The sequence below is a fragment of the Cytophagia bacterium CHB2 genome, assembly GCA_030263535.1.
Classification (GTDB): Bacteria; Zhuqueibacterota; Zhuqueibacteria; order Zhuqueibacterales; family Zhuqueibacteraceae; genus Coneutiohabitans.
This window is the reverse complement of the sequence record SZPB01000303.1, coordinates 1-8,120: the sequence shown is the minus strand read 5'-3', so window position 1 is coordinate 8,120 and position 8,120 is coordinate 1. Positions and strand designations below refer to the sequence as shown.

10 protein-coding genes are annotated in these 8,120 nt (G+C 51.4%); 4 read left to right on the top strand and 6 right to left on the bottom strand.

What is annotated here, in order from left to right; all coding sequences use genetic code 11:
• Nucleotides 1–212 precede the first annotated feature (212 nt).
• The 5 genes from FBQ85_22775 to FBQ85_22755 all read right to left on the bottom strand — a co-directional run bounded on the left by FBQ85_22775 (nucleotide 213) and on the right by FBQ85_22755 (nucleotide 2,999).
• Nucleotides 213–623: an arsenate reductase ArsC gene (locus tag FBQ85_22775; protein MDL1877967.1), complete on the bottom strand. Its 411-nt coding sequence runs from the start codon at nucleotides 621–623 to the stop codon at nucleotides 213–215.
• Complete coding sequence (locus FBQ85_22770; GenBank protein ID MDL1877966.1) at nucleotides 620–1,030, bottom strand: metalloregulator ArsR/SmtB family transcription factor; 411 nt, start codon at nucleotides 1,028–1,030, stop codon at nucleotides 620–622. Before FBQ85_22770 ends, FBQ85_22775 begins: the two co-directional genes overlap by 4 nt.
• 83 nt (nucleotides 1,031–1,113) lie before the next feature.
• Nucleotides 1,114–1,431, bottom strand: a complete 318-nt coding sequence (locus FBQ85_22765) for a winged helix-turn-helix transcriptional regulator (protein ID MDL1877965.1) — start codon at nucleotides 1,429–1,431, stop codon at nucleotides 1,114–1,116.
• A gap of 133 nt (nucleotides 1,432–1,564) precedes the next feature.
• Entirely contained in the window at nucleotides 1,565–2,680 is a 1,116-nt protein-coding gene (locus tag FBQ85_22760; protein ID MDL1877964.1) for a permease, read from the bottom strand.
• A gap of 67 nt (nucleotides 2,681–2,747) precedes the next feature.
• A complete protein-coding gene (locus tag FBQ85_22755; protein ID MDL1877963.1) occupies nucleotides 2,748–2,999 on the bottom strand; it encodes a thioredoxin family protein in 252 nt (83 codons plus the stop codon).
• 490 nt (nucleotides 3,000–3,489) lie between these two features.
• Between FBQ85_22755 and FBQ85_22750 the strand changes: the two genes are divergently transcribed.
• The 4 genes from FBQ85_22750 to FBQ85_22735 all read left to right on the top strand — a co-directional run bounded on the left by FBQ85_22750 (nucleotide 3,490) and on the right by FBQ85_22735 (nucleotide 6,815).
• The gene (locus FBQ85_22750; protein ID MDL1877962.1) at nucleotides 3,490–4,182 is read left to right on the top strand and encodes a Crp/Fnr family transcriptional regulator; all 693 of its coding nucleotides are present in this window, start codon (nucleotides 3,490–3,492) and stop codon (nucleotides 4,180–4,182) included.
• Nucleotides 4,183–4,289: 107 nt separating this feature from the next.
• On the top strand, nucleotides 4,290–5,321 hold the full coding sequence (locus tag FBQ85_22745; protein MDL1877961.1) for a DUF2652 domain-containing protein: 1,032 nt from the start codon (nucleotides 4,290–4,292) through the stop codon (nucleotides 5,319–5,321).
• Nucleotides 5,322–5,469: 148 nt separating this feature from the next.
• Complete coding sequence (locus FBQ85_22740) at nucleotides 5,470–5,826, top strand: hypothetical protein (GenBank protein ID MDL1877960.1); 357 nt, start codon at nucleotides 5,470–5,472, stop codon at nucleotides 5,824–5,826.
• Nucleotides 5,823–6,815 carry a hypothetical protein gene (locus FBQ85_22735; protein MDL1877959.1) on the top strand — a complete coding sequence of 331 codons (993 nt, stop codon included), beginning with the start codon at nucleotides 5,823–5,825 and terminating at the stop codon, nucleotides 6,813–6,815. The genes FBQ85_22740 and FBQ85_22735 overlap by 4 nt, the downstream gene beginning before the upstream one ends.
• Before the next feature lie 51 nt (nucleotides 6,816–6,866).
• On the opposite strand, the gene FBQ85_22730 is transcribed toward FBQ85_22735, so the two are convergent.
• Complete coding sequence (locus tag FBQ85_22730) at nucleotides 6,867–8,042, bottom strand: methyltransferase domain-containing protein (protein ID MDL1877958.1); 1,176 nt, start codon at nucleotides 8,040–8,042, stop codon at nucleotides 6,867–6,869.
• Nucleotides 8,043–8,120: the final 78 nt, after the last annotated feature.

Sequence of the window (8,120 nt, the reverse complement as noted above, 5' to 3'; positions counted from 1 at the left end):
CTTGAAGAATCGCCACGATGGCATCGATGGGCGGCGTCAATTCAAAGTTCGAGATGCCGTAAATCTTGCCGATACCGATGCCGGCGATCATGCTGATCAAGACGAAGAGGGGAAGGAGTCTGAAATTCTGAATTTTTTCCAGGAGTCTGCCGATTTGCATGTTGTTTCCTTTCAATTTTTGAGACGGCCGGAAAGCGCGGCTCTTCACGCAGCTACAGCAAAATTTGCAGCCGTTGCTCGATTTGATCGCGAATCTCGCGGAACTTGGTCAAGCGTTCTTCCTCGGTACCAACGGCGGCAGAGGGATCTTCGAAACTCCAATGCCACTTCGTTTTGTTGGTGGGAAAATAGGGACAAGTCTCATTCGCGTTATCGCACACGGTGACGACGTAGTCAAATTCCATTCCCATATACTTGTCAATGTGATCCGAAGTGTGCTGTGAAATGTCGATGCCTTTCTCCGCCATTGCTTTGATCGCCAGCGGATTGACGCGGGTTGATTGCGTGCCCGCGCTGAAAACTTCATAGCGCTCGCCGGGAAGATGGCGCAACAGGCCTTCGGCCATTTGGCTGCGGCTGGAGTTGTGGGTGCAGATGAAAATAACGCGTTGTTTTTGATTCATCGGTTCGCCTTTGTTGAGTGTGTGGAAGAACGCAATGCTTTGATCGCAACGAAACCCACGACACATCTGCCGTTTTCGCGCAGCGCCAGCCGTTTTTTTAATTCTGCGGCGTCTTGCCGGAAAAGCGGCTGCTCGAGATGGCGGCGCAGGGCCTTGCTCAAATCGCGCCACAACGCCGCCTCGTCGCGGTTCAGGCTGTAATAAACCCATGTCCCTTTGCGGCTGGCGTGCAGCAGGCCGGCGTTTTTGAGAATGGTCAGATGTTTGGAGATCTGGTATTGCGGCAGTTTCAGCGTGTCCACCATCTCACAGACGCAAATGTCTTTATCTGTTTGCAAAAAAAGATGGGCGAGGCGCAGCCGGGTCTCGTCGCCGAGAGCTTTGAACAGGTCGGTAACGTTGATCATGTTGTATGCCTGTATGCCATTATTGGCATATAATATACTCTTATAATTCTTCAGTGCAAGCGCTTTTTTGATATTGTCAGCAGTTACAGGATTTCAAGCAATCCGGCGCGATGAGCAAATTCTTTTTTGATCATTTCGCCTGCCAGGTCAATCAACGCAAAAACGCTCGGATCGGCGACGTGGTACAACATGCGTACGCCATCCCGTCGCGCCGTCACCAGTCCGGCCTCCGCGAGCGCCAGCAGATGCCGCGAGAGATTGGATTGCTCGAGACGGAGAAGAGGGCCAAGCTCGCAGTTGCATTTCTCACCGGAACGCAGCGCTACGAGAATGCGCAGGCGATTCGGATGCGCCAACGCTTTGAAGACGGCGGCTTTGAAATCATAAGCGGTTTTTGACATGGCAACACTCCGTTATCCGTAGTCGCGACCCCTTGTGGGTCGTTACGCAAAGACTGGTTTGTGACAATCGCCCACACCGTCCCGCTTCTATAGAAAACTATGGAGACGAGGCCGGGCAAGGGCTACGTCATTTTTAAAAACTTCCCCACAGCAGCCCGGCGGCAATCGACAGCACGACAACCGTGAGAATGTATGTCATGGCCTGTTTTGCGCCCATGAGTTTGAACAGCACCATCATGCTGGGAATGCTGAGCGCGTTGCCGGTGAGAAACAGCGTCATGGCCGGGCCGCGGCCCATGCCGAGCTGCATGAGTTTTTGGATGATCGGCACTTCCGTCAGCGTGGCGAAGTACATCAGCGCGCCGGAGACCGAGGCGATGGCGTTTGCCGTGAGCGAGTTGCCGCCCACCGTCGCCGTCACCCAATCTTCCGGAAGAACTTCCCCAATCGCGCCGGCAGCAAAAATTCCAATGAATAGATACGGCATGATCTTTTTGGATAAATCCCAAGTCTCGGCAATCCAACGGCGATTGTCTTCGGATGAAAACTTGTGGAACACCAACCCCAGCAAGCCCAGCAGCGCAATTCCGCCAACCGCATATTTCAGGCCTTGCGTGATGCCGAGGCTGAAGACGACCAGAATGACAAGCTGCAGCACAAAGAACGCGATGATTGCGGTGGCGGAATAAGATGCTTCCTCAACGCCGCCCGTTGCGAAGCCCTTGCTATTTTTTTGGTCGTGATCGCGAAAGAGCAGCATCATGACGATGCCGGCGAGAATGGCGATCGTCATCGCGAAGAGCAAGCGCCCCATCGCAAAGTCGAGGCCGATCACCGAGGAAGTGAGAATGATGGCCGTGACATTGACCGCCGGTCCGGAGAATAGAAACGCCACAGCCGGGCCGATGCCGGCGCCACGTTTGTAAATGCCAGCGAACAAAGGCAGAATCGTGCATGAGCACACCGCCAGCAATCCACCGGAAACCGAGGCCACGGGATAGGCAATATATTTTTTCGCCATCGGCCCGAGCAATTGCAGAATGGAATCCTTTTTGACAAAAACCGCAATGCCGCCGGCGATGAAGAAGGCCGGCACTAAACAAGTGAGCACGTGCCGGCGCGCATACTCTTGCAGCAACGCCAGGCCGCCGGCCAGCGCGCGGGTCGCATCGGCAGAAGTGATGGGCAAAAAATAAAAGGCCAGAAACGCGGCAATCAGCCAAATAAATTTCTTCCACTCCTCCCGCATTTCAGACTCTGCGAGCTGCCAGTTCTGCCAGCGCAGCCGCAGGGCATGGAGATAGGCAGACATGGCATTACCTCGCCGTCACAACAAATTTTTGCAGCATGGTTTTGATTTCCTCGACGCTGTTGACGCGTCCCTGGCTCATCAACTCACCGTCAATCGCCAGGCCCGGCGTGCGCACGATGCCGGCCTCGATCATGGCGTCGATCTCCGTGACTTTCTCAAATTCCGCCATCACGCCCAACTCCTCAGCCGCACGGCGTGCGCGTTGTTCGAGGGTTTTGCAGTTCATGCAACCCGGACCAAAAACTTGGATTTTCATATGCCACCTCACTATGCTTTCTTGCTTGTATGAGCAATAACTCATGGATTAACCCAAAAGAAAAAGCACATTGTGCTTTGGGATAGAGCTGTTTCAACTAACATGCCAAAAGTAGTAGGGATAACGCTAATTATTTTATATGAGTTTAACGGGCTTCGGATTCGCCTCGGAGAAAGCTATTTCCAAGAAGTGGGAAAATGCGATGAAGGATTTTGCGTTATTGCAAAACTTGACAAATAAGGTGGAGAGAGTTGGAATCAGATTTGGCGCGCCAAAAGTTATTACGTTTTTGCTTTTTGCCGTCGAGTGTTCTTATCAACTGAATCTCCAAACCTCGATTCGGTGGAATTTCGCCAGTTTCCAGAAATATTTGACGGGCGCAAGTTGTTCTTGACTGGTAGATACTGAAACGCCATCATCTGAGTAGCTTTACGGGCCTGCCGATGCAAGCGAAGCCGCGATTATTTTGCAGCAGCAAGGGACAAATAAAATGTCTGAAAAGACAAAATTATGGTACCTAAAAAATATCAATATCCTCGAAGGTTTGCCGGAAGATTACTTAAAGAATCTTGCCGCTCGCACCTCGATGAGCCATGTGCGAAAAAACGGCGCTATTTATTTCCCGGAAGCCCAGGCAAAGAATATTTACTTTTTGAAGACTGGCCACGTTAAAATCGTCCGCCTCTCTCCAGAAGGACGTGAAGCAATTTTGGATATTATCGGGCCCGGCGAGGTTTTTGGCGAGCTGGCGTTGGCGGATGATGAAGGAGAAATCTATGTGGAAATCGCCGAGGCGCTTGACGAGGTGCTGATCTGCGCCATGAGCAAAGACGATTTCGTGGAATTTCTCAAGAAAAATGCCGATCTCAATCTACGCATGCTCAAACTGATTGGCCTGAAGCTGCGCAAAGTGGAAGCCAAAGTTGAAGACCTGATTTTCAAAAGTGTGCGCGATCGGATTATGGCTTTTCTGCTGCGCTTTGCGGAATCCTTCGGCAAAATCAAAGACCGGCGGATTACCGTTCCCAAGTTTCTTTCCCAGGATGAAATCGCTCACATGACCGGCGCCAGCCGGCAAACCGTGGCTACGATTCTGAATGAGCTTCGCAAAGAGGGTGTCATCGACTTTACGGCAAAATCACTCACCATTCTCAAACCGGAGAGTTTAAGAATAGAGAGTTGAAAGCGCTCTATCGACAGGAAGGATGGAAACAATTGAGGTCTGCAAACGAGAACACCGGGACTTTACTTATTCCTGACATTAGCGGCTTTAGCGAATTCGTTTCGGGAGTGGAACTTTCACACAGTCAACATATCATCGCAGAACTGCTGGAAATCATCTTGGATGCCAATATTCTTGGATTTGTGGTTTCCGAGATCGAGGGCGATGCCGTACTGTTCTATCGTTTTGGGTCGCCGCCCTCTCTGCTGGCTTTACAAAGGCAAGCTGAAATCTTCTATCTGAAATTTCATGAGCATCTTCAGCAAATCAAACGCGACACCGTATGCAAATGTGGCGCTTGTCAGAATGTTGGGAAGCTGACGTTGAAAATCATAGCGCACCACGGCGAGATAGCGCTGATCAAGATAAAAGGCCGCTTCAAACTTATCGGCAAAGACGTGATCGTTGCCCACCGGCTTTTGAAGAATGATGTTCCCAGCCCCGAGTATCTTTTGCTTTCAGCGCCACTGTTGCAAGCGTCCGGCGAAAAGATTCCGGCGGCGTTGCAAAAATATCGCGTGAGTTATCCCCACCTCGGTGAGTTTGTTGTTTATGCACACAGCATGTCATATCTGCGTTTGCAAATTCCGCCGTCGCCAGAGCCGTATTTTTCCATACGATACCCCAATCCCATTGTCGTTGCAAAGAAGGTCGAGGCGCCGATGGAAATCGTCCATAGCTTGCTTTTCAATTTCGAAAAAATGCCGGAATGGAATCCTGGCTTGATCAAAGTCGAATACGATTCAAACAAGCCCATGCGCCTCGGCCGGTCGCATACTTGCGTTTTTGAGGCTTCCAGCGCCGAGATCACCCTTGCTCGCGTGGTGGCAAAGAAAAATGAAGTGATCGTGACCAACCGTATAAAATTTGCAGCGCCCATCTTGCATAGCTCTGCCGTTTATCATCTCCGGCAAAAAACTGGCCGGACTCACCTTCAGTTCATCTTCTCTTACAAGCCCTATCCTCTCGTCGGTTGGCTCTTGGATAAAATGGTGAGGCCGCGACTCGCCCGGATGTTTGAGGAGAATTGCGAGGGATTGAAACGAGTTGCCGAAGAAATGTCGCCAAGTTTTAAGTCCACGCAGTCATTTGTTTCGTAAACCCTGGATGGCATAAGTGGAAGCAATGAGGGGAATAAAAAAGCATAATTTTGTCGTTATCGTTTCATGTTTGTGGAACCAGTATATTTCGGTTTTCATAGAGGGATGAAACCCTCACTGAACGTCAACTTTGATCGGAGTGCGAATCATGAAGAAAGCATTAACAGGCGTTCTCGCTTTGTTTTTGAGTGCTTGCGTTCAGCCGGAGGTGACCGGCTCCGCTTCCGGGCCGAATTCCAATCCGATTATCAAAAGCTTATCCGCAGATCCGGCCAGGGGCACCGTCGGGCGCATTGTTACGCTAACGGTGGTGGCCGAGGATCCGGATGGAGATGAACTTTCCTACGAATGGTTCATGACCGCCGGCGACGTATATGGCGAAGGCCCGGTGGTCAGTTATGTCGTTACATATTGTTGCGTCGGCATCAACAGCGTGACTGTGACGGCCAAAGATGGGCGCGGTGGAACCGCCAGCAAAATAATCGACGTAGAAGTGCAGCCATGAACACGAAACCGAAAAACGTTGTTAGGATAACTGCGTTTCTGGCGGCCGTGTTGCTGGCCTTCGCGGTGAAACTTCATGCCCAGGGTTGCTGCACGGCTGGTTCCGCAGCCATTGAAAGTCTGGAGCACGGTGTCATTCCCTTCAAACGCCTGAATCTCAATGTGAATTACCGGCACGCCCACTTGGGCAATACTTTCGAAGCGACGCGCAAAATTGATGATCCCCTCGCCCGCAAGGCCAATGTGCAAGTTTTTGGGCTTGAGATGGAATACGGTTTAGCCGAAAGAGTATCGCTGTTGTTACATCTCAATTATGTGGTGCGCAACCGCGAGTTGACTGCGCGAAACAGTCTGGGCAACGTGACGCAGAGGCTGAAAGTCGAGGGCGATGGTTTGGGCGATCCGGTTATGATGATAAAATATCTGGCAATCGCACCCACGCTCACCGGACCTTTTGAGCTGGCGCTGGGCGCAGGGGCAAAGCCGCCGATCGGAAATTACCGTCAACAACGCAACGGCGCAAGACTCCCCATCGATCTTCAGCCGGGTACGGGCGCCATTGACCTTCTCGGCTGGCTTTATGCGGCCTATCATCTTCCTCGCCAACGTCTGCGATTCAACGTTCATGGCCTCTATCGCTATGCCGGCGCAAATTTTGACGGCTACAAATTTGGCGACGAGCTTGTTGTGTCAGCGGGGATGGAATACAATTATCATGAACACATGAGTTTTTCTTTATCCGCACGGGGACGATTCGCCAAGCAGGATTACTCGAACAAAAGAATTTTGGCAGCAACGGGAAGCTCTGCCTGGTTCGTGGAACCGGCGTTCTCTTATTTTGGAAAAAATTCGACGTTTCGCATTTTCGGCCAAATGCCAGCTTATCAGAATGTGCGCAGCATCCAACTCACCCCCAGTTGGATGGTTGGATTGGGGCTGGGATTCATATTTGATTTTGGCAATCAAATCGATCTTATTATTCCAAACTAAAAGTGATGCGCTTTCTGTTGCCGTCCAAAAGACGACGGACACCCCGCCAGTTCAACAACACCCATCCGGCCCGCAGCACGATCCCTCGCTGATTTCAGTCACTTTGTAATCCTGCCCTTTGGTTTCTTTCGGATGGCGCCGCGCATTTTTTGAGCAATTGAAAGCTTTGGCCGTTTCCAATGGAACATCGTCGTAGGGTTCGATGGCGATAAGACTTTGCGCATAAGGGCTTCCTTCCCGCATATAAAGACGGAAAGTTTTATCGCAAACCGCCATGCGCTCGCCGCGATAAAGCGTATGGCCATCGTCGTCGATCACCGCCTTCCACGGGCCTTTGTAAATCACCGCCTGGTTGCGCTCGTAACAGGGGCCTTGCTTGCCTTTGTGAGCGACAACGGTGACGCTGCGAAATTCGATGCCCTCAAGCGTTTGCCACGGTTTGTCATCGCGCTTGACGAATTCCATGCCGTAAAATCCGGTATTCTCAAAAGCTTTGAGGAATCCTTCTTCCGTGAACGCGCCGGAAATGCAGCCGCTCCACAACGCGGGATCATTTTTGAGAGATTCGGGCACTTCTTCGTCACTGACAATATCTGAAATGGCCGCGCGGCCTCCGACTTTGAGCACGCGAAAGATTTCCGCAAAGAGCTGCCGGCGATCTTCTTCTTTAACAAGATTCAACACGCAGTTGGACACCACCACGTCGATGGAGTTGTCTTCGATCAGCGGCGTGTTGAGGCGCAGCGCCTGGCAATATTCTTCGAGAAGCTGCAAATCGGCGCTGGAGCGAATCGGGTTGGTGCGCAGATACTCATCCACTTCTTCGAGATCCAGACGCAAATCCTGAATTTTGCCTTTGCGAAATTCGACGTTGCGCGCGCCGATTTTTTCCGCCATCTCATACTGATACTTGCGAGCCAGCGCGAGCATGTCGTCGTTCATATCAACCCCGATGACTTTTCCCTGCGACCCAACAATTTGCGCGGCGATATAACAGATTTTGCCGCCGCCGCTGCCGAGATCGAGCACGACTTCATCAGGCCGCACAAAATGGGAGGGGTCGCCGCAGCCGTAATCGCGTTCCAAAATTTCCTGTGGGAGAATTTTGAGATACTTTTGATCGTATTCGACGGGACAACACAGCGCCGTTTCCCGTTTTTGTGCTGCATGCGCGTAGCGTTCTCTGACGGCGCGTTCCACAAAAAGATCGGTGGTATTTTCAGGCATCACGTTACTCCGTTTATTTGTTAGTTTAACAACAAGCTGATCGTGTAAGCTAAAATGGCAGCGGCTGGCAGAGTCACC

Bases quoted from the DNA above. Each gene is read 5' to 3' on its own strand.
- FBQ85_22765 (MDL1877965.1), bottom strand. From the start codon at position 1,431: ATGTCAAAAACCGCTTATGATTTCAAAGCCGCCGTCTTCAAAGCGTTG.
- FBQ85_22740 (MDL1877960.1), top strand. From the start codon at position 5,470: ATGAAGAAAGCATTAACAGGCGTTCTCGCTTTGTTTTTGAGTGCTTGC.
- FBQ85_22755 (MDL1877963.1), bottom strand. From the start codon at position 2,999: ATGAAAATCCAAGTTTTTGGTCCGGGTTGCATGAACTGCAAAACCCTC.
- FBQ85_22770 (MDL1877966.1), bottom strand. From the start codon at position 1,030: ATGATCAACGTTACCGACCTGTTCAAAGCTCTCGGCGACGAGACCCGG.
- FBQ85_22760 (MDL1877964.1), bottom strand. From the start codon at position 2,680: ATGCGGGAGGAGTGGAAGAAATTTATTTGGCTGATTGCCGCGTTTCTG.
- FBQ85_22750 (MDL1877962.1), top strand. From the start codon at position 3,490: ATGTCTGAAAAGACAAAATTATGGTACCTAAAAAATATCAATATCCTC.
- FBQ85_22730 (MDL1877958.1), bottom strand. From the start codon at position 8,042: ATGCCTGAAAATACCACCGATCTTTTTGTGGAACGCGCCGTCAGAGAA.
- FBQ85_22775 (MDL1877967.1), bottom strand. From the start codon at position 623: ATGAATCAAAAACAACGCGTTATTTTCATCTGCACCCACAACTCCAGC.
- FBQ85_22735 (MDL1877959.1), top strand. From the start codon at position 5,823: ATGAACACGAAACCGAAAAACGTTGTTAGGATAACTGCGTTTCTGGCG.